This window comes from Oceanobacillus sp. FSL H7-0719 (assembly GCF_045040795.1).
In the GTDB taxonomy this organism is placed as follows: Bacteria; Bacillota; Bacilli; order Bacillales; family Amphibacillaceae; genus Oceanobacillus.
This window is the reverse complement of record NZ_CP150301.1, coordinates 2,365,884-2,386,257: the sequence shown is the minus strand read 5'-3', so window position 1 is coordinate 2,386,257 and position 20,374 is coordinate 2,365,884. Positions and strand designations below refer to the sequence as shown.

At 37.5% G+C, this 20,374-nt stretch carries 14 protein-coding genes; 13 read left to right on the top strand and 1 reads right to left on the bottom strand.

Going from position 1 to position 20,374, the window contains the following annotated elements:
- Positions 1-289 precede the first annotated feature (289 nt).
- The 11 genes from NST93_RS12365 to NST93_RS12315 are packed head-to-tail and all read left to right on the top strand — an operon-like array spanning position 290 to position 15,687.
- The gene (locus tag NST93_RS12365) at positions 290-1,414 is read left to right on the top strand and encodes a glycosyltransferase (protein ID WP_405097454.1); all 1,125 of its coding nucleotides are present in this window, start codon (positions 290-292) and stop codon (positions 1,412-1,414) included.
- Between the two features lie 23 nt (positions 1,415-1,437).
- Entirely contained in the window at positions 1,438-2,592 is a 1,155-nt protein-coding gene (locus NST93_RS12360; protein WP_405097452.1) for a glycosyltransferase, read from the top strand.
- Complete coding sequence (locus tag NST93_RS12355) at positions 2,593-3,366, top strand: glycosyltransferase family 2 protein (RefSeq protein WP_405097450.1); 774 nt, start codon at positions 2,593-2,595, stop codon at positions 3,364-3,366.
- 43 nt (positions 3,367-3,409) lie between these two features.
- Positions 3,410-4,204 carry an ABC transporter permease gene (locus NST93_RS12350; protein ID WP_405097448.1) on the top strand — a complete coding sequence of 265 codons (795 nt, stop codon included), beginning with the start codon at positions 3,410-3,412 and terminating at the stop codon, positions 4,202-4,204.
- A 25-nt stretch (positions 4,205-4,229) separates the two neighbouring features.
- The gene (locus NST93_RS12345; protein ID WP_405097446.1) at positions 4,230-5,798 is read left to right on the top strand and encodes an ABC transporter ATP-binding protein; all 1,569 of its coding nucleotides are present in this window, start codon (positions 4,230-4,232) and stop codon (positions 5,796-5,798) included.
- Between the two features lie 24 nt (positions 5,799-5,822).
- Positions 5,823-7,751, top strand: coding sequence for a glycosyltransferase (locus NST93_RS12340; protein ID WP_405097444.1), 1,929 nt, complete (start codon positions 5,823-5,825; stop codon positions 7,749-7,751).
- Positions 7,744-9,870, top strand: a complete 2,127-nt coding sequence (locus NST93_RS12335; RefSeq protein WP_405097442.1) for a glycosyltransferase family 2 protein — start codon at positions 7,744-7,746, stop codon at positions 9,868-9,870. Before NST93_RS12340 ends, NST93_RS12335 begins: the two co-directional genes overlap by 8 nt.
- A 17-nt stretch (positions 9,871-9,887) precedes the next feature.
- Positions 9,888-11,291, top strand: a complete 1,404-nt coding sequence (locus tag NST93_RS12330) for an ATP-grasp fold amidoligase family protein (protein WP_405097440.1) — start codon at positions 9,888-9,890, stop codon at positions 11,289-11,291.
- Positions 11,292-11,326: 35 nt separating this feature from the next.
- Positions 11,327-12,946, top strand: a complete 1,620-nt coding sequence (locus NST93_RS12325) for an acylphosphatase (RefSeq protein ID WP_405097438.1) — start codon at positions 11,327-11,329, stop codon at positions 12,944-12,946.
- A gap of 34 nt (positions 12,947-12,980) precedes the next feature.
- Positions 12,981-14,627 carry an acylphosphatase gene (locus tag NST93_RS12320; protein WP_405103868.1) on the top strand — a complete coding sequence of 549 codons (1,647 nt, stop codon included), beginning with the start codon at positions 12,981-12,983 and terminating at the stop codon, positions 14,625-14,627.
- 22 nt (positions 14,628-14,649) lie between these two features.
- On the top strand, positions 14,650-15,687 hold the full coding sequence (locus NST93_RS12315) for a CapA family protein (protein ID WP_405097436.1): 1,038 nt from the start codon (positions 14,650-14,652) through the stop codon (positions 15,685-15,687).
- 91 nt (positions 15,688-15,778) lie between these two features.
- Here NST93_RS12315 and NST93_RS12310 read toward each other — a convergent pair whose 3' ends face one another.
- Positions 15,779-17,461: an ATP-grasp domain-containing protein gene (locus NST93_RS12310; protein WP_405097434.1), complete on the bottom strand. Its 1,683-nt coding sequence runs from the start codon at positions 17,459-17,461 to the stop codon at positions 15,779-15,781.
- A gap of 228 nt (positions 17,462-17,689) precedes the next feature.
- Between NST93_RS12310 and NST93_RS12305 the strand changes: the two genes are divergently transcribed.
- Both NST93_RS12305 and NST93_RS12300 read left to right on the top strand, forming a co-directional pair.
- Positions 17,690-19,147, top strand: coding sequence for an acylphosphatase (locus tag NST93_RS12305; RefSeq protein ID WP_405097432.1), 1,458 nt, complete (start codon positions 17,690-17,692; stop codon positions 19,145-19,147).
- A 36-nt stretch (positions 19,148-19,183) separates the two neighbouring features.
- On the top strand, positions 19,184-20,371 hold the full coding sequence (locus tag NST93_RS12300; protein WP_405097430.1) for a YheC/YheD family protein: 1,188 nt from the start codon (positions 19,184-19,186) through the stop codon (positions 20,369-20,371).
- Positions 20,372-20,374 lie beyond the last annotated feature (3 nt).

Here is a 20,374-nt window from a genome sequence, read left to right as displayed (position 1 = left end):
AAAAGTCTTATCCTGTCTATATAATACAAAACGGTTACGACAATTTATTAATTGTTTCTGCTATGGTATAATTGCCAGTATGTAAATTCACTCTTCAAGAGGATGTTCAAAAAGTCCGGTGAAGATGACGCTTTGCATTTCTTTGTTGGCTTGCTTATATGCTCCATCTGTACTTAATGATGTACATTCCGGTGCTCAAAGCTATCCCGCGTCGAACTGCTTGGTCCTTTTCATCCTCCTTTTTAAATTCACTCTTTAATGAAATGCTAGAGATAAGGATGGAGCTTTAGTGGAAAAGAAAAGGATTGTATTTTTTATCTATCAAATGGGTGCAGGTGGTGCTGCACGTACATTATTAAATATACTAAATAATATAGATCAGTCGAAATTTATACCTACACTCGTGACTTTGAATTATGACGGAAATTATGAAAAATATTTAAATCCGGATATTGCGTTTATTAAGCTAAAGACGAAGCGTCTGCGCTCAGCTATCTTCCCGTTGGCAAAGGTTATCAGACAGGAAAAGGCAGATATTGTATTCAGTACGATACCAAACTACAATACAATTGCTATTCTGGGTAATCTTGTTTCTTTTACACATGCGAAAAATATTGTACGAGAAGCAGCCTATTTGGGGGGCACGCCACAGGCAGATTTTAAACTAAGGATGTATGGATTATTATATACATTTTCAAAACGGGTTATTGCACTTTCACATGGCGTGAAGCATAATATCATTTCCCGCTATAAAGTGAAGAAAGATAAGATTGAAGTGATTTATAATCCAGTCGATATGAAAAAGATACAAACAAGTATCGAAACAGGGAAATTCAACGAAGAACATAAAGCGATTTTTAATGGAAATGAAAAAGTAATTATTACAGCTGGCAGGCTTGTCGAGGACAAGGATCAGCAAACATTGATTAAAGCCTTTGCTAAAGTCCGCGCTAAAATGAATGTGAAACTTGTGATTCTCGGTGAGGGGAAATTGGAAGCTGATTTAAAAGAGCTTGCAAAAAGCCTAAATCTACAGGATGATATTCATTTCCTCGGTTTTCAGGAAAATCCTTATATTTATTTTTCACAGGCAGATGTATTTGTCCTGACTTCAAAAAGAGAAGGCTTTGGACATGTGCTTGCTGAAGCTCTTGCTGCAGGTGCACCTGTCGTTTCGACAAAGGCAGAGCCAGGTGCTGTTGAAGTGTTAAACCATGGTGAATTCGGTCTGATGTGTGAAATTGGAAATGAACAGGAAATAGCTGAGAAAATAATGCAAGCATTAACGTGGTCAGAAGCGGAAAGAAATCATGTGATTGAAAAAGGGTTAGAACGTGTTGAAACATTTCATGCGGAAACAATTGTGAAGCAATATGAAAAGGTGTTTTTGGAAACACTAGAACGAAACGAATAGTTAATACGAGGAGTTGAAGGAGTATGACTGCTCCAAAGCGTGTAGTTCAGCTGACAACAGTACATCATCCTACTGATCCGAGGATCTATCATAAGGAATCGAAATCACTGAAAAAAGCAGGATTTGACGTAACGCTAATTGCACAAACGAATGAAAACGACAATATTCAAGATAAACCAATCAGACATATCCCTTTAAAGAAATATAACAGCCGCATCAAGCGGATGACTATAGGGATTTATGATGCATATAAAAAAGCAAAATATTTAAAAGCAGATGTATATCATTTTCATGACCCAGAGCTCTTACCTGTGGGCTGGCTTTTAAAACGAAAAGACAATGTAGTTATTTATGATATTCATGAAGACTATACAACGAGTATTTTACAAAAGGATTATGCAAGCATGCCGATGAAAAAGCTTCTCGCTAAGTTTTATAAATGGATGGAGCGTTTCTTTGCCCGGGATGCAGCGTTGTGTTTGGCAGAAAAATACTATAAAGATATTTACCCAACAGGGGTGTGCATCTTAAATTATCCAATGACAAATGACAAATTTTTAAACAGTAAGCGCGAAGGACCTGCAGAATACAAACTGCTGTATACTGGAAACGTGACCTTAGAAAGAGGCGCGATGGAGCATGCGAGAATTCCGCTGCTTGATGAGGATATCGAAGTACATATTGTAGGGAAATGCCCAAGCAGCATTGCAGAAAAGATGTATCAGGCAGCGGGGGATAATAAAGAGAGACTATTGATTGAAGGAATAGATCAATTTATTGAAAAAGAAGTTATTGAATCTCATTATCTAAATACAAATTGGTTAGCGGGGATTGCGCTCTTCCCGCCAACAGAGCATTATATGAAAAAGGAACTGACAAAGTTCTTTGAATACATGAATGCTGGACTGCCGATTATTTGCTCTAACTTCCCAGAGTGGGAAAAGTTCATGGAAACCTATGAATGCGGCATTGCTGTAGACCCTTATGATGATGAAGCGGTAAAAGAAGCTATTTCCTATCTGAGAAATAACCCCGAAGAAGCAAGACGTATGGGGGAAAATGGCAAACGGGCAGTCAAAGAAGAACTAAACTGGGGAACAGAAGAAGAAAAATTAATTGCTTGGTACAATGAACTGCTTGGACAAGCAACAAGGAAGCAAGAAGGAATCGATGCTTAAATGAAACAACAACCATTAATATCGGTAATTACACCAGCATATAACTCAGAACGTTTTATTGGTGAAACAATCACATCTGTATTACAGCAAACCTATACAAATTGGGAAATGATTATTGTTGATGATTGTTCTACTGATAATACAAGGGAAATTGTTGGAGAATATACAAACAGTGATCCCCGGATTAAGCTTTTCGTGCTTGAAGAGAACAGTGGTTCTGCTGTTGCACGCAATAAAGCAATGGATGAGGCGGCTGGCCAGTATATCGCTTTTCTTGATAGTGACGACTGCTGGCTTCCGAAAAAGTTGGAAAAACAGCTGCAATTTATGCAAGAAAAAGATATTGCTTTTTCTTACACAACATACGTCCGTATTTTGGAAGATGGAACAAGGACGAACGCAATCAGCAACACGCCCGAATCAGTAAATTATGATGACCTGATGAAGCGCTGTGTGATTGGATGTCTGACAGTAATGCTGGACATGGATAAGATAGGCAATATGAGAATGGTAAATATCCGGACGAGGCAGGACTACGTGTTCTGGCTCCATATTACGAAGAAAGGCTTCCTGGCTTATGGGCTTCCGGAAGTGCTTGCGGAATACCGGCTTGTTGATAATTCAATTTCAAGCAATAAATGGAAAGCCGCAAAACGAAATTGGTATGTATTCAGAGAAATTGAAAAGCAAAGCCTGCCAAAAAGTATATGGTACTTTGCTCATTACATTGTAAGGTCCGTCAGGGATCTGATTAAGTGGAGAACGAAGCGATGACAGTATTCAAGCTTCGTTTAAATAGTAGGCGGTGTCAAAGTTAATGAAGAATTATATACAAGAAATGCTGAAAAGAAAAGATTTGCTTTACTATTTAGTAAAGTCAGGTCTGAAGGCAGAACACAGAAATAGTTATTTAGGCTATTTCTGGTGGCTGCTCGATCCATTGATGAATGTGCTGGTTTATTACTTTTTAGTTGTAATTGTTTTAAATCGCGGCGGGGAAAATTATCCACTATTCCTTGTCGTTGGATTAGTAGTTTGGCGCTGGATCAGCACGTCGATTAATTCGTCGTCAAGGTCTATTTTGAGGTACAGCTCGATTATTAATCAGGTGTCCTTGCCGAAAGCATTATTTCCATTATCCTTTACACTAACCCAATTGTTTAACTTTGTATTTGGATTAGTTGTAATCGCCTTATTCCTGATAATCTATGGAGTAATGCCAACATGGTTAGTATTGTATTTACCGGTGCTTATTCTGCTGCAATTAGTAGTTCATGTTGCACTTGGGCTCGTCCTTGGCTATATTACAATTTTTGTGCGGGATATTGAGAATTTAATGACATATATTACGAGAATATTTTTCTATGCGTCACCAATTATCTGGGAAGGCGGCCGGCTGTTAAACAGTGGCAAGGTTCCTGATTGGCTGATGCCGCTGATTGAGTACAATCCAGTAGCAATTCTTGTTACAAGCTACCGCGATATTTTAATCTACCATCAGCAGCCGAATTGGATTGGGCTTGGAGGGCTATTCCTCCTTTCAGTCATTGTAGTTATTTATATGATGAATTACTATAGTAAAAATGAGCATAAGATTATCAAAGCTTTATAATGTCAGGAAAAAATGAGGGAAAAACATGCAAGAACAAACAAAAGATCCAAGAGAGGAAATAATCATTTCCAAGGATGTTGGTGTTTATTTCGATAATCAATCCTATAAAGATGATATTAAATCCCGTGTCTTCAGCATGTTCGAAAAGAAAGAAAAAAAGAAGAAAGAAAAAGTCTGGCCATTAAAAGAGATTGACTTTACTGGTTATCAAGGAGAAATCCTTGGAATTATAGGCTCAAACGGGGCTGGAAAAACAACGTTAAGCAAAATAATTGCCGGAATTCTTGAACAAGATAAAGGAACAATGCATGTGAACGGAAAAGTCACAGCATTGTTCTCTTTTGGCATGGGATTTAATAAGGAATTGACTGGATTGGAAAATATCTATTTAAATGGCATGATGCTCGGAATTGATAAAGCGGTAATAGACCGTTACATGACAGATATCGAGGAATTCGCAGATATTGGAACATTTATCAATCAGCCAATGAAATATTATTCGAGCGGAATGAAGGCAAGGCTGGGCTTTAGTGTTGCAGCTCATTTGGAACCAGAAGTACTTATTTTGGATGAAGCCCTAAACACGGGAGATGCCCGCTTTAGCAGAAAAGCAGCAGAAAAAATGAAACAGCTCGTCAAACAGGCGAAAATGGTTATTATCGTAACACATAGTCTAAGATATGCACAGCGCAACTGTGACAGGCTCATGTGGATTGATAAAGGTGTCGTGCGGGAAATCGGCAATCCGAAGGAAGTTGTTGCGAACTATCGGGCAACCGTCCCTGCTCCAGTGAAACGGAAACGCAGTCTAGATTTGCAAAAAACACAGGCAGATGTAAAAGATAAAACAATCGTTCATGCTAAAAACGTCGGTCTTTCTTTTGAACTGAATACAGGAGAATTCTGGGCACTCCGGAACCTGAACTTCGAAATAAAAGAAGGGGAAGTCGTTGGGATTATTGGCCATAACGGTGCGGGAAAGTCCACACTATGTAAGGTGCTGACGAATATTTTAAAGCCGGATGAAGGAGAAATTGAAATCAAAGGAGAAACCTCTTCATTGCTTGGTTATGGAACAGGCTTTAATGCGCAGCTTTCAGGACGAGATAATGTTTTTCTTAACGCGATGCTCCTTGGGATACCGCGTAAAAGAGTCCAAGAAAAATTCGACGAAATCGTTGAATTCTCTGGTATAGGAAAAGCAATCGATAAGCCAGTCAAACAATATTCAGCTGGAATGAAATCACGTTTAGGGTTCAGTATTGCAGCAACATTAAAACCAGATATCTTTATTGTTGATGAAGCACTATCAACAGGAGATATTGCCTTCCAGCAAAAAGCGAGTGAACGTATCCAAGATATGATGTCCCATGCAAAGGCAGTTATCATCGTTTCCCACAGTATGAATTTTGTAGAGAAGGTTTGTACAAGAGGGATTTGGATGGAACAAGGACAAATTCGTTTTGACGGAACAGCGGAAGAAGCTGTTGCCGCCTATCGGGAATCTCTTGGAATCGGCAAGGAAACGAATAAAAAGGTTGTTGTTCAAAGAAAAAAACAAGGACAGCCTCAACAAACCAATGCGAAAAAATAAAGTGATCGGCTTGGTGATGAACAAATGAAACAAACGATTAAAAAAGTTATTCTTGGTCCTGTGGACTGGTTTCTATACTCTGTGCTGAGTGAACAGCAGAGGAAAGAATTGACGGACAAATTCTCAGATGAACAAAAGCAAAAAATAAAAAAAGTTCTATTTGGAAAAAAACAGGCACAAAGAAAAAAACTGAAGCAAATTAAATACCAACTGTACAATTTAGGTTTTACAGTTAGAGCGTATCAGGATTTAGAACGGTATTTCAAAACGATAACAGACCCACAGCTTAAACGTCTTGCAGCATGGGAACTTACATTATGGCATGCAAACCAAAATACAGCAGCAGGCTCTAAGCAAGCTCTAAATTATATTGACGCAGCCAGGGCTGGTGAAAAAGATGTTCATCAGCTCCGAAGAGTAGCAATTTTGGAAGCAGAATGCTATGAAGCAACTGGACAAGTTGAAAAAGCCAAGCAAGTGATTGAAGAAATGCTTGCTGAGCAGGAGCATGCGGATCTGTATCTTGCTGCTGCGAATTTGGAAGATGACATTGATAATCGATTAGAATGGATGAATAAAGCAATGACCTTCTATGGTTTACAGCCTATTTATTTTTCTAACCGTAACAAGCATCCAGAGTATGATGACCTAGAAACAGAAGCAATCGACAGACAGATAATGGATGGACCAAAGGTATCCGTTATTCTTCCGGCATTTAAGGCGGAAGAAGGAATACGTATAGCAATTGAATCGATTCTTTCACAAACATGGCAGAATATTGAGCTGTTGGCTGTAGATGATTGCAGTCCAGATAATACTGCTGCTGTTATTCAGGAATATGCGGATAAAGATGAGCGGATAAAGCTTTTATCGACTCCAGAAAACAGTGGCCCATATGTGGCAAGAAATATCGCGCTCCAGCATGCAACAGGTGAATTTGTCACGATTAATGATGCGGACGATTGGTCGCACAGAGAAAAAATCGAACAACAAGTGACACATCTTATCGACAATGAGGATGTCATCGCAAATACATCGGAACATGCAAGACTAACGGAGGATTTGAAATTATATCGCCGTGGTACACCAGGGAAATATATCTTCCCAAATATGTCTTCCATTATGTTTCGCCGAAAGCAAGTAGCAGAAAAGATTGGCCATTGGGACAGTGTCCGTTTTGCCGCAGATGGCGAGTTTAAACGACGCCTGATCAAAGCATTTGGCAAAAGTAGTTATGTTGATTTACAGACAGGTCCGTTGTCGCTTCCAAGACAATCTGTTACATCATTGACTGCAAGCTCTGCATTCGGGTATAACGGATTTTTCATGGGTGTGCGCAGAGAATATGTTGAAGCGATGGAAGCTTTCCATAGCCAAACGGACTCGCTTTATTATGATTATCCAATGATTGAAAGACCATTCCAAGTGCCTGAACCAATGTGGCCGAAACGATTAGAGAAAGGAAATGGCAAGAGACAAGTAGACCTTGTTATCGCAAGCGATTTTAGATTCGCAGATAAGAATATCCTTCATATGCTTAATCAAGCTATCGAAGCGAAGAAAACAGTTGGAATCGTACAACTGCATAAGTATATGTCAGAATCAACAAAACTGACAGAGGAAATCAGAAATCTAATCAATGCTTCGAAAATCAATCTCCTTGTTTATGGAGAGAAAATTGATACGAAGAAACTATTTGTGTTTGATACTGAAGTACTTAAGGATAAACAGCGCTATGTTCCGGAAGTACATGCAGCAGAGACCTTCGTTATTTTAACAAAGGCCGAAACAAAGGAAGATTTTCAGGTATATGAAGAGAATCTTGCAGCATATTTCCAAACGAAAGCTACGTGGCATGCTGTGAATTCTGAAATAGAAAAAGCATGCATCACACAAGATGAAGCTCCTCGTCTTAACCAAGTGTTTCACGAAAGATGGGTTTATGATGAATAAGAAAACGGATAATGAAGAATTGATAGCACATAGAGAAGTATTGGAAGCAGATATCCAGACTATGCAACAAGAAAAAGAAAAGCTGGAAGCAAAGCTCAAACAATACAATCAAGAATTTAGAAAAGGGAAGCATCTTACAGACAGTCTGAAGAGGACAAAGCGAAGGATGCTCTCTTTTATCCGCTCTATTCCAGCTTATCTGCTAGGCAAGAGAAATCCGAAGCAGCTTTATAGCAGAGCTTACAAGCTCAAGGATGCCAGCAATAAATTAAAAAAGTATAAAAGTTATTTATACAATCAAGGCTTTGAAGACAGGGCGCTTGCCGATCTTCAAGGCTTATTTCACGAAACAACAAATCAGTATTTACGAAAAGCTGTCGCATGGGAGCTTTCTTTATGGTATGCAAATAAATTAGATGCAGAAACAGCAGAATTAACGCTCTATTATTCAGAAATTGCTCTTGAACGTGAAACAAGACAGGAATTTAGAAGAAAAGGAATTATCCTTCAGGCAGAGGCACTTGATTTATTAGGAAATCAAACTGAAGGAAAAAGGCTGCTTGAGCGCGCATTGAAGAAACAAGAGCATCCAGATCTTTATCTGGCTCTAGCAAATCTTGAAAAAGACATTTCAGTAAGAATCAAGGCAATAAACGAAGTGTTGGAAATGTATCAGCTTGCTCCTATCAAATTAAGTTCTGGCTCGGATAAATCTTTATATGACAGACTGACAACCAAACAGCTGGAAGAGACAGTCATGAGCGGACCGAAAGTAACTGTCATTATCCCTGCCTATAATGCAGAGGAAGGCATTCGGATTGCGATAGATTCATTACAAAGGCAGGCGTATCGCAATCTTGAGATTCTGGCAGTTGATGACTGCAGTACAGATGATACGGCCCGGGTAATAAAAGAATACGCGGAACAAGATCCACGTGTCCGATATTTAGCTGCACCAGTAAATGGCGGGCCGTATATTGCGAGAAACATTGCCTTACAGCAAGCGAGTGGAGAACTGATTACCATTAATGATGGAGATGACTGGTCCCATCCGGAAAAAATTGCAATACAGGTAAAGGATTTTATTGAAAATCCGGAACGCATTGCGAATACAAGTGAGCATGCAAGGATTACCGAAACATTAAAACTCTACAGACGCGGCATGCCTGGTCAGTATATCTTTTCCAATATGTCCTCTCTTATGTTTAGGAGAGAAGCAGTGCTTAAAAAGGCTGGCTATTGGGATAGTCTGCGTTTTGCAGCAGACAGTGAATTCAAAAAACGCTTAATCAAGATCTTTGGCGAGGACAAGATCAGTGATTTAAAGACAGGTCCGCTATCTTTTCCAATGCAGTCAGCAAGCTCTCTCACAGGGAGTTCGGCTTTTGGATATAATGGCTATCTGAAAGGGATAAGAAAGGAATATGCAGAAAGTCAAACATGGTTTCATAAGCATGCAGCATCTTTGTATATACCTTATCCACAAACAGAAAGACCTTTCCCTGTACCGGAACCAATGTGGCCGAATCGTGAAGTGAAGGTAAATGGCGAACGCAAATTTGATTTTGTAATTGTATGTGATTTACGCAAAGAAATCGAAACACATCTTGCTCGTTTTATAGAGCATATTAAAAAACAAAAGAAAAAAATCGGTCTCGTGCAAATGGGGACATATGAATTAAAAGTAAATCAAAAGATTCATCCATCCATTCGAGAATATATTGACGGAGAGAGCATTCAAATGCTTGTATACGGTGAGTCTATTCGCTGTGCGATACTCATTGTTAATAACCCGGCAATCTTCGCGGAACAGCAGCAGTATATACCTGAAATTACCGCACGTGCGATTCATGTCATTGTTCCGCATGCACCAAATGACGGGAAAATCAGCTATCTGATGCGTCCATGTGCAAGAAACATTGAAAGATACGGAAAAACAACAAGTACATGGTTCCCTTTAACTAATGAAATCAGAGAAAAGTTACTAGAGAACCATTTAAGAGAATTACGATCTATCCGCCTTTCAAAAGAAAATTGGCTAAAGGGCAACATAAGTGAAACAGTCATCGCTGACTATATCGAGGACTGGCATACAGAAGAGAATCTATATGAGCTTTAGAATCGAGGGGATTTACGATGACAAGCAATGAGGACAGATACCCGATTGAAAATGATGAAAATACTCCCCCTGTAACAGCTGCATTTATCGAGGAGCTTATTGAACGGGAAGCTGAAGCAGAAAAACTGGAATCCGAAATAAAGGCTTACCAGAAGCAAATAAAACGGATGAAAAACAGTAACACCTGGAAACGCACAGGCAAGGGAAGAAGACTTGTATCCAATAAAACCGAAAGAGAAGCATATATAAAAGAACTTGAACTCCATGCAGCGATGCTTGAAACGGAGCTGCTTCAAATGAAGGAGAAGCTTAGAGTAAATGAGTTCGCAAATCGCAAACTTGATTATCAATCGATTTGGCGTATTGCCCAAGAGAAGAAACAGAATGGTACGTTAATTGATGCACTTGATCATCTTATTGCTGCAAAGCAATTGCGCGATATGAACAACCAGCAATTTCTAAAAGCAGCTGCAAGGTTGTTTATGAATGAAAACCCAATCTATAAAAAAACATTATACGATAAAATACTCACTGGTCTTAACCAAAATGAAATACCTGAATTTATGGTGCGGGCCGCATTATCAGATGAAAAGGTATCTTTACATCAAGCAGCTTCATTTCGCGGCAGCTTAACAGCTAGAATGCGCAAGCTTCAGCTTGCTGGTTCGCTACCTGAAATGGTGCTTGATGATAAGAAAATTGCCTATCAATTTATGCAGATGCTTCATATCCGGGTTCCTGAAATGGATGAACACATCTATAAGCTGAGCGAGATAGACGAACGGGAAAATATCGTAATCAAACCAGTTGACGGAGCAGGTGCAAGGGGAGTATACCTTGTCTATCAAAATGATGATATAATCGATATTAGAGAAGCAAAAGCAGTGCCGAATTTTGCTGTACTACGCCGAAATATGGAAAGAGATCTTGAAGAAGGCAGGGTAGAGGAAGATGCGTGGCTTGTTGAAGAATTAATTGCAGAGAATTACGAAACGCGCATCCCGGCTCGAGATGTTAAGTTTTATTGCTTCTATGGTAAGGTCGGTATTGTTTTGGAAATTATCCGTTATCCTGAATTGAAATACTGCTGGTGGACAGCAAATGGTGAACGAGTGTCTACCGGAAAATATGAATATAGCAGTTTTAAAGGGAAAGGAATTTCTGCAGAAGAAATAAAGATGGCAGAAGAAATCAGCAGAGAAGTACCTGCCCCCTTTGTCCGGATTGATTTTCTGCGAGGAAAGGATGAATTAGTCTTCGGAGAATTCACGCCAAAACCAGGAAATTATGATGATTTTGACCTCCCAACAGATAAGTGGCTTGGTGATTTTTATTTGGAAGCAGAGGCACGCCTGGAGGAAGATTTACTAAACGGTAAAGATTTTCACATATATAAGCAGTTACTGAAGAAAACAAATTAACAACATGAAGTGTTCTATTACTAGGAGGAAAACTGATGGAAGAGAATCATGCAGAATGGCTTTCGCACTTGTCCAATGAAATTGTTGCAGACGCTCATGGCAACTTGTTAGATGCATATGTTGTCGCACTTGAAGGCTGGAGAAGAGGACTTACACTAAGATGGCATGTGAAGGATTCAGAGAAATTTAAAGATATGATTACATGGTATGTTGATCGGCCAGGACAACTCTTCTCCTTGAGTTCAAAGGAAAAGACACATTACTTTTTCCGCACACGGGGAGATAAAGTGTCTAATGAAGCGGTACTGATTGGGAAAGATAAGGAACGGACGAAGCAAGTGCTTGAGTCACAAGATGTATCTGTTCCTCAAGGAAAGCAATTCAAAGAACATGAGACAAATGAGGATATTCTCGAATACATGTCAGAACTGGGTTACCCAGCAGTGATAAAACCGACAGATGGAAGCTTTGGCAGAGGTGTAATTGCTAATATTTCAAGTGCTGGAGAACTGGAATATTCACTTGATTATGTGCGCAATGAACTTGGCTTTAAAGATATTATTGTTGAAGAATACGTGCCAGGTAAAGAGTATCGGCTGTATGTAGTAGGAGATAAGGTTGTTGGGGCAATGAATCGTATTCCGCCAAACATCGTTGGGGATGGCATCAATTCCATTAAATCATTAATCGAATTGAAAAATGAGGAAAGAAGCTTGAACCCTCGGCTTGTCAGCTGTCCTATAGTTATAAATGAAGAAGTAGAAAATTTTATTGGCAGATATGGATTTACACTTGATACAGTGTTAGAAACAGACAAGGAATTATTCCTTAGTGACAAAACAAATATCTCTTTGGGCGGCGATCCGATTGATGTATTTGATCATATATCAGAAAACGTGAAAGAAGAAGCGGTAAAAGCTGTACAGTTTATACCGGGATTATATCACGGAGCAGTTGATTTAATTGTTCATGAAAATACAAATAAAGTATATATTATTGAGATTAATCCAACTGCACAATTGGGAGGTCTGCTATATCCGATTCAAGGTAAAAGCAGAGATATACCAAAAGCAATTATTGATTATTATTTCCCGGAAACGAAAGCGAATGATAATGAAGAAATTAATGCTTACTTTGATTTGCATGATGTGTTGGAGCCGTTGCAATCAAGAGACGCAACAACAACAACTGTAACACCATGCCCACAGGAAAAGCTTACTGCTAAAAAGTATGTAGTCAGTGGTGACGTCCATGATATTGGCTACCATCGCGGATTAAGAAAACATGCATTTGAGCGATATTTACATGGCTCCATTACCAAATTGGAAGATGGAGACATTGAAATTGTTGTTGCCGGTACGGATCCGGAAATGGTTGATGACTTTAAGGAAGGCATTTGGGAAGATGTGGAAAGAGCACAAGTCATTGAGGTTCGTGAAGCGCCTTATCATGAGCCTGTGAAGGTTGGATTCGAAATTAAAGTAGATTTAAAAACACAGGTAGAAGAATTAAAAATGCTAAGAAAAGAATTAGAGCATACTGAAATTGCGATGAAAAAGTCAGAAATTAAGCGAAGAAAGTTCCAGAAAAGCTTGTCATGGAAGATTACCTCGCCAATCCGGCTGGTTGGTGCAATCAAAAAGAAGATGCAATAAAAGCGTTCTTGGAACTTAGGAGGAAATACCAATGATGAATGAAAAAGAACACGGAATCAGTTTGCCGCATTTGACTGGCGATATTGTTAAAAACGCTCGAAAAACCCGCCTTGATGCTTTCGCTGTAGCTTTGGAAGGCTGGAGAAGGGGTTTGAAATTAAAGTGGTATACAAAAGACTCTGAACACTATCAGGATATGATTATATTTGGGGTGAACCCGCCAGGCAGACTCTTTTCTTTAAGTTCAGAAACGAAAACACACTACTTCTTCCGCACAAGAGGAGATCTTGTTTCAAATGAAGCAGTTGAGGTTGGTTCGGAAAAAGACGACACAAAAATAGTATTAGAAAAAGCAGGGGTGCCTGTTCCTAAAGGAAAGGGATTTGACCCTGAAGCAACAAATGAAGAAATTATCGCATACTGTAAATCACTTGGTTATCCGCTTGTAGTTAAACCAACAAATGCTAGTTTGGGAAATGGGGTAGTCACTAATATCCGTACAGATGAGGAATTGTTAAAAGCAATCCATTATGTGCGCATTGAATTAGATTATCCAGAAGTCATTGTCGAACAGTTTGTCGTAGGTAAAGAGTATCGTTTTTATGTGGTTGGTGATGAAGTAATAGCTGTATACAATCGCATACCAGCGAATATTGTTGGTGATGGAGAGCACACCATCGAGGAACTAATCGATTTAAAAAACCATTGGCGAAAGAAAAATGCCAGATTAAACAGTTGTTTAATTCATATGGATAGTGAAATATTAGATTTCATAACCGAAGCAGGCTATACATTGGAAAGCATCCCAGAAAAGGACAAGCTTATCTACTTACGTGAAAAAACGAATGTATCCTCTGGAGGAGATCCTGTTGACGTTACAGATACGATTGCAGATGAATATAAACAAATTGCTATTGATGCATTGAAGGCTATACCGGGATTTATCCATGGCGGTGTTGATATCATTGTTAATGAGGGTAAAGATATTGAAGAAGCAGCAGTTGTACTTGAGCTTAATCCCACAGCTCAAATAGGCGGAGCACTTTACCCATTGGAAGGTAAAGCAAGAGATATTCCAAAAGCAATTGTTGATTATTATTTTCCTGAGACCAAGGATAAAGTAGATACAACAACTTCAAGAGTTTACTTTGACTTAATCAATATTCTCGAGCCACTTGAAAATAGAACAGCACTTGAAGTCGAAGTTTCTCCAGCGCCAATTGGAAAACTTTATACTAGAAAATTCATTGTTTCGGGGAATGTAACACGAAGCAATTATCATATCTGGCTAAAAAGACAAGCACTTGAATTAAACCTGATTGGGTATGTAAAGAGTATGGTGTTTGACGAAATAGAAATCATCGTTGCTGGAACGGACAAAGAAAAGATTCAGGAATTCAAGCAGCTGATCGATAAATACCCGCAAGGTTCAAAAGTAGCGAAAGTTAGAGAGGAAATCTATGAAGAACCTGTTACTGTAGGGTTTGAGATTTCAGAGGGGTATAACACATCCAATATTAAATCTGTACAGCATGCAATTAGAAAGATGGATAAGGATTTACAAAGAATGATGAAGCAAAAGAATCGGATTGAAAAGGATAATAAGCATATTGTGAATAGCTCATCATGGAAAATTACAACTCCTTTAAGAAAGTTAGGGAGTGCATTAAAAAACAGATGACGTTTAGGAAAGTAGGTTCAATATGACAAAAATCAAATTAACTGCTACTGGGGATGTTTTGCTACATTCACGAATTTACGACATAAGCAAAAAAAATGGCAAGTATGATTTTAGAGATAAAATGGCGCCTGCTAAAAAATTGTTACATGGATCAGACATTTCAATTGTTAATTTAGAATCAATCGTTGCAGGGGAAGAAATGGGCTTGAGCTCTTTTCCCGCTTTCAATAACCCTGTAGAATTAGTTGAGAATTTAAAGGAATTTGGGACGGATATTGTTACGAACTCCAACAATCATACACTAGATTTAGGTGAAGCTGGTGCATTAAAGTCGTTGGAAAACATTGAAAAGGCTGGACTTATGTATGTAGGTTCCCATAAATCAAAGGCAGACCAAGAAAAGGTTCGCATTATAGAAAAGAACGGAATTAAATGTGCGTTTTTATCCTATACTGCAGTTACTTTGGGGAATAACCCGCCTAAAGGAAAAGAATATTTATTAAATCGGGTTTTAAAAGGCAGTACGAAAAGTGTTAGAAGGGTAATTGAAAAAATAAAGAAAGAAGATAGTCCTGATGTAGTAATTGTATCGATGCATTTCGGGAGAGAATACCCACTCTTACCTGTAGCTGCACAAACGGAAGTAGCTAACTCCCTATCAGATGCAGGAGCAGATATCATTATAGGGCATCACCCACACGTACTGCAGCCGGCTGAGTGGATTCTAAATTCACGTGGAAAAAAATCATTTGTCATTTATTCACTTGGTAATTTTTACTCTGGACAAAAAGGTCTTTACAGACAAATCGGTGGCACGATTTCTCTTGATATTGTGAAAAACTCCAGTAAAAAAGGGGATATTACGATAAAGAATCCTACACTAGATTTAACTTTCGTAGATGCAAATCGCAAGAGCAAATATCAAATGCACAACTTTCTAAAATACATTGAATCGAATCCATATATAAAAACAGACCATGGCGAATTTGACTCCTTAGAAGTATATAGTGAAATCGCAACTCGTTTCAAACAGTGGATGCCGGAAATTAAAATACAATAATAAACAAAGCCATATCAATTATATTAATGATATCATGCAAGCTAGCTAGATTAAGGGATATCATTTAATAACTGATATGGCTTATATTATTTTATTTTCTCTTTGCTATTTTTCCAAGATTCCGTAGTGGCTTTGTCAATTTCCAAGATGTACTTGTTTCAAGTTGTTTAAGTTGCTTTTTAAGTTGTTTATTTTGCTTTGATGTTAGATTCATTAAAGCTTCTTTTTGTTCATAATCAGCTAATTTTTTAACTAATTTTTGATACTCAGCTTTTAAATCGCTGTATTTGCTTAGGTACACTTCGTTTGCATTCTTACCAGCAGAAGGATTGGTTGTTTCTGTTGTAAAGTTAAAGTCGATATAAAAACCGTGTGGTATTGGAGTAGTTCTGTTTTTCTCGATAATTGAACCTGCTGGATTTAATCTCTTTATATAAGACTTGAGTTTCTTGGCAAAAGTTCCTACATGTTTTTCATTACCACCAATTATTACTGCAATATTTCCATTTTCCAAAGGTTTAATATAACCATTGACTTTATTATTAAAGGCAATTCTGCGGACGCGAGATCCTAAATTATCCGTATAATCACAGTTAGAAATAATAAATCTCTTCAATGCAATTGGTGAAGAAGGTATTTTTGGAATATAGATTTCTGCTGCACTTCTTGACAAGCAGGCATTGTAAATAAAGTCATAGTCAATATATAGCTTGTTTGCTTCTTCCTGATTATAATCTTTAGTGTCAGGAAAATATAAGTCAATAATATGTTTTGGAATATCTCTTGCTTTTCCTTCCATTGGGAATAAGTGCTGGGTAATATGAGCTCTGGAATTCAGCTCAATGATGACTCCAGTATCCTCTTCCTCATTAACCATCATGTCCAATCCGCAATGTGGCAGAGATGGGAAACTGTTAGCTGCAGCTATAGCGATGCTCTTAATATTTTCTGAAACTTGATCGGTTACATCTATTGAATCTCCGCCTGCGGAAACATTATTTTTTGTTTTAAGATAGACAACTTCATCAGCATCAGGTATTGAATCTAAAGTATAGTTTTTGCGTTTAAGCAATGTCCGCGTTTCATCATCCACTTTTATTGGACGATTGGATAATGAAGGAAGCTGCATTCTTTTCTTATTTTTATTTTTAATAAGTGTTTTGATTGAGTCCTTTCCATTTCCGATTACGTTAGACCGCATCCTTTTAATAGCACCAATAACTTGATTATCTAAGACGTATAAGCGATAATCGTCACCTTCATAAAACTTCTCAAGAATAATATGAGGAGAATCTAATTTAATTCTTACATAGCTAAGTGCTTCTTTTAACTCTTCATCATTTTGAATGTTTGCTATAACGCCTCTGCCGCCAGTACTTGCGATTGGTTTCACAACTACAGGATATTCAATATGGTTTGCGTAATTTAAAATTTCCTCATCCGAGATATTTTCCTTAAATTCATTACCTTCAGGAGTAGGAACATTATTCTTTAATAAATACTCTTTTGTAGTCTGTTTATTTTTAGTAAGTTCCTTAGCCTCTACTGAAACTAAGTCCCCTCTAGTAGCACTAAAATGATGAGTTTTTATTCCATCACTAATGGAATAATAAGGCTCAATACTTCCTGATGCTTCTCTAAGTATTCTTATATTAATCGACAATCCTCGTTTCCAAGCTTCTTGGATAATGCTATATGTACTGAGCATGTAATTATTAGCAGCTTTTGGGATATGTTTATTCAGGTGAGGTAAAAAATTATTTGATGATGTCATATTCATTTCTCCCTTCTTACTTCAAGGTGGATAAAGTTACAATATAATATTTAATTAATCAAACCTTTTTAAGTGAATTATATTGTTTTAGTATAGCATAGAAGCTTGAATAATTCATTTTACGAAAGTTACAATATGAATTTACATTAAGATGAATATTAGTTTATCATGTACTTTATTGGACTAAATATGACATAATAATGAAGAAAAGATTTTAGGAGGGCTAGCATGGAAACAAAAGAAGTTCATTTATTTCCACATTTGACATTAGATGCAGTTGAAAATATACATGGTTTTAAATTATGCTCCTATCTGATCGCTCTGGAGGGCTGGAGAAGGGGATTGAAATTGACGTGGTATAAAGATGAAAGTGAATTATGCAAACTAGATAGACTGAACAGCAGCACACAAGGCAAATTCTATTCTCTATCAGATGGAGAAAAAACACATTATTTCTTCCGTTCCAGAGGAGATAAAGTTGCCAATAAAACAGTTAGAATCGTGCAGGATAAAGTAAAGACAAAGGAATACTTAAGTAAAGCAGGAGTGCCGGTACCTTTAGGGGATTCATTTGAAAACGATAATGATATTATTAACTATGCGGAAAAAGTCGGGTATCCCGTTATAGTAAAACCTTTAAAAGGAAGTATGGGGAAAGGCGTACATACGAATATTACCAATAGGGAAGAACTAACGAGTGTTTTACAGGAACTAAGAAGCCGCTATAAGTATAAGGAGTACATGATTGAGAAACATTATGACGGAAACGAATACCGTATATATGTAGTCGGAGATAAAGTAATAGGGGCAACAAACAGGGTGCCTGCAAATGTTGTGGGAGACGGCCAAAATACAATTGAAGAATTAATAAAATTGAAAAATATAGAACGCAAGAAAAACCCTTATCTGGCACCGAAGCCAATTAAAGTTGATTATGAAGTAAAGAATTTATTGAAAATAAGTGGTTTTAATTTAGATAGTATCCCTGCAGAAGGAGAAAGGGTATTCTTAAGAGATAAAAGTAATTTATCTACTGGAGGAGACCCGATAGAAGCTACAGACGAACTATCTGAAGAAGTACAACAAATTGCAGTAGATACATTAAAAGCTTTACCTTCGATACCGCATGCTGGAGTCGATATCATCGTAGATCCAAACGATAATACAAAAGGTGTTGTGTTGGAAGCAAATGCCACAGCAGAGATAGGTTTTCATTTATTCCCGCTGGAAGGAAAGGCTAAAGATGTGCCTGGCGCTGTTATTGACTATTACTTTCCAAAATCTAAAAATACAGTAAAATCATCATTCTTTTTTGATTACCATAGTATAATTGAACCGTTAAAACAATGGGCTGCAGAGGAAATTGTCATTGCAAAGCCACCAGTTAAAAATGAAGTAATAAAACGAATTATTGTTACAGGAAAGCTGAAAAAATTAGGATATATGAACTTCATTAGAAGACAAGCACTGCGTAAAGGATTACACGGAAAAGTGCAGCATATTGACGATACAACAATTGAAATTAAATTATGGAATGCTAACGAGGGAAATATAAAAGATTTTATAGAGCTGTGTAAAAAGGGTTCAAAAAAATCAAAGGTTGAAAACGTGCAAGTAAATGAATTAAAAGAAGATGTGGAAATACCGGAGAAACTAGGTTTTCATATTATTTCTGCAATAGACTGATCAGTTTCATTTACAACAGGTAAAAGGAGAAGTAGTATGAGAGTAGGCTTCATGGCAAATTTTAATAAACCAACAGAATTAGCGAAAATTACATCATTAATAAGCAAGGCGTACAACATTGAAGTTATTTACTTACGTCCCAAAGATATTCTGATTAAAGAACATAAAGTAAACGGAAAGGTTTTTGTTAATAATAAATGGAAAACGAAAAAAGTCGATATTCCACCTTTTATTGACGTTGTCCCTTATTGCTTTAAGAAGGAAAATCGGGAGATAATGAATTATTTAAAAGATAAAACATTTTTATCAGATGATCGTACAAATGTCTTATCTAAAATTCAATTACAAGAATTATTAAGAAACGATAAAGACTTTTCTCATTTAATCATACCAACACATCATGCTCTGCAATTTGAGGATATGGTTAAATATGTAAATGAATACTCCACCGTGGTCCTTAAACCGTTAAAAGGAATTCGCGGAAGAGGGGTCTATATTTTAAGTAAGAATGAAAATAACTATACGATTGGATTTAAAACAGAAGAAAAAGAAATGGACGAGAGTCAGCTGCAATCCTTTTTCGAAGACGAAATCAAAGGAAAAACGTATATTATTCAAAAGTATATTCAATCGAGAACTGTGTACGGAGGAGACCCATTTGATTGCAGAGTTCATGTAGAAAAAGGTGCAGATGGAAAGTGGGAAAGTGCTCGAAGCTTTATAAGAATTGGAATAGGCCAGAAGGTGATCTCGAATGTGAACCAAGGCGGAGGGGTCGGTAATCCGGAGCCATTTTTAAAAGCAAATTTCGGGGAACAATGGAAAGAAATTATGGATGCCCTCAATCAATTAGTAGTAACATTGCCATACAAGATTGAAGAATTACGTGGCACACATATTATGTCATTGGGTATGGATATTGGCATAGATAGGGATGGACAGCTATATTTATTTGAAGTAAATGACGGGCCAGACACATCAAATTTAATCTCTAAAGTAGCCTTTTTGAGAAGTAATTATTATAATTACGTTTTAACTCATTTAATTGGGAAGGCACCGTCTACAAAAGTTAAGAAAAAGAAAAAGTCTCAACTAAATCAGGAACTGCTGAGAGAAAAGAATTATTATCAAAAACGCTATAATTTAGTGGTAAACAGTACATCTTGGAAACTAACGAAGCCTATTCGATTGGCTGGAAAATTGATGAAGAAAAAGAATCGTTAATAT

Excerpts from the sequence above, each read along its gene's own strand:
- NST93_RS12360 (WP_405097452.1), top strand. The coding sequence starts at position 1,438 with ATGACTGCTCCAAAGCGTGTAGTTCAGCTGACAACAGTACATCATCCT.
- NST93_RS12355 (WP_405097450.1), top strand. The coding sequence starts at position 2,593 with ATGAAACAACAACCATTAATATCGGTAATTACACCAGCATATAACTCA.
- NST93_RS12350 (WP_405097448.1), top strand. The coding sequence starts at position 3,410 with ATGAAGAATTATATACAAGAAATGCTGAAAAGAAAAGATTTGCTTTAC.
- NST93_RS12345 (WP_405097446.1), top strand. The coding sequence starts at position 4,230 with ATGCAAGAACAAACAAAAGATCCAAGAGAGGAAATAATCATTTCCAAG.
- NST93_RS12340 (WP_405097444.1), top strand. The coding sequence starts at position 5,823 with ATGAAACAAACGATTAAAAAAGTTATTCTTGGTCCTGTGGACTGGTTT.
- NST93_RS12335 (WP_405097442.1), top strand. The coding sequence starts at position 7,744 with ATGAATAAGAAAACGGATAATGAAGAATTGATAGCACATAGAGAAGTA.
- NST93_RS12330 (WP_405097440.1), top strand. The coding sequence starts at position 9,888 with ATGACAAGCAATGAGGACAGATACCCGATTGAAAATGATGAAAATACT.
- NST93_RS12325 (WP_405097438.1), top strand. The coding sequence starts at position 11,327 with ATGGAAGAGAATCATGCAGAATGGCTTTCGCACTTGTCCAATGAAATT.
- NST93_RS12320 (WP_405103868.1), top strand. The coding sequence starts at position 12,981 with ATGAATGAAAAAGAACACGGAATCAGTTTGCCGCATTTGACTGGCGAT.
- NST93_RS12315 (WP_405097436.1), top strand. The coding sequence starts at position 14,650 with ATGACAAAAATCAAATTAACTGCTACTGGGGATGTTTTGCTACATTCA.
- NST93_RS12310 (WP_405097434.1), bottom strand. The coding sequence starts at position 17,461 with ATGACATCATCAAATAATTTTTTACCTCACCTGAATAAACATATCCCA.
- NST93_RS12305 (WP_405097432.1), top strand. The coding sequence starts at position 17,690 with ATGGAAACAAAAGAAGTTCATTTATTTCCACATTTGACATTAGATGCA.
- NST93_RS12300 (WP_405097430.1), top strand. The coding sequence starts at position 19,184 with ATGAGAGTAGGCTTCATGGCAAATTTTAATAAACCAACAGAATTAGCG.